1 protein-coding gene is annotated in these 614 nt (G+C 73.6%); it reads right to left on the reverse strand.

Going from position 1 to position 614, the window contains the following annotated elements; all coding sequences use genetic code 11:
• The coding region (locus FV230_RS29065; protein WP_147844811.1) for a Tellurite resistance protein TerB at nt 1-317 on the reverse strand (317 nt) is incomplete at its 3' end.
• Between the last annotated feature and the right edge of the window lie 297 nt (nt 318-614).

Raw genomic sequence — 614 nt, forward strand, 5'->3', positions numbered from 1 at the left:
TTCTCGCGCTGCGCCTGCGGCCGGTCGGCGAGCGCGGCGGCGTGGCGCAGGTTCTCGGCCCGGCCCGCCCGCGTCCGGGCGCGGGCGATCCCGTCGTAGAGCTCGGCCTCCAGCATCAGGGTGTCGTAGCCCTTCTCGAGGATCGGGTTGGCCCTGAGGCCGGCCAGCGCCGTCTCGAACTCGGTGCCGGCCACCTCCCCGTCGGCGACGATGACGTTGGCGGCGGCCGAGACCGCCGCCAGCATCAGCGCCTTGTCGCCGGCATAGGCGGTCACCGCCTGGGTCAGGCGGCCGAAGATGTCTTTCAGGATGCTCATGGGAACCGGGTCGTTGAGGGGCGCCGATGCGTCGGGGGAGATAACAGAACCCAGGCGGTCCGTGTTGCGCCGATGCCCCCCGCGGCGAACGGACATGCTTGGGAAATACGCGGGCGCGATGATGGCCCGTCGTCCGGCCTCTCGGTCCGGATGCCGGCCGACCGTCGGGCCGGGCGTGCCTACCCCCACGGGCGCGCCCGGCCCGCATGGTCCGGCCTCATCGGGGCTTCGGCGACGCGGTCTCGTCGGCCAGGGCGTCGACCACCGCTCCGAGGCTCGCGCGGTCCGACGATCCGG

Origin of the sequence: Methylobacterium sp. WL6 (assembly GCF_008040095.1) — a bacterium.
GTDB lineage: Bacteria > Pseudomonadota > Alphaproteobacteria > Rhizobiales > Beijerinckiaceae > Methylobacterium.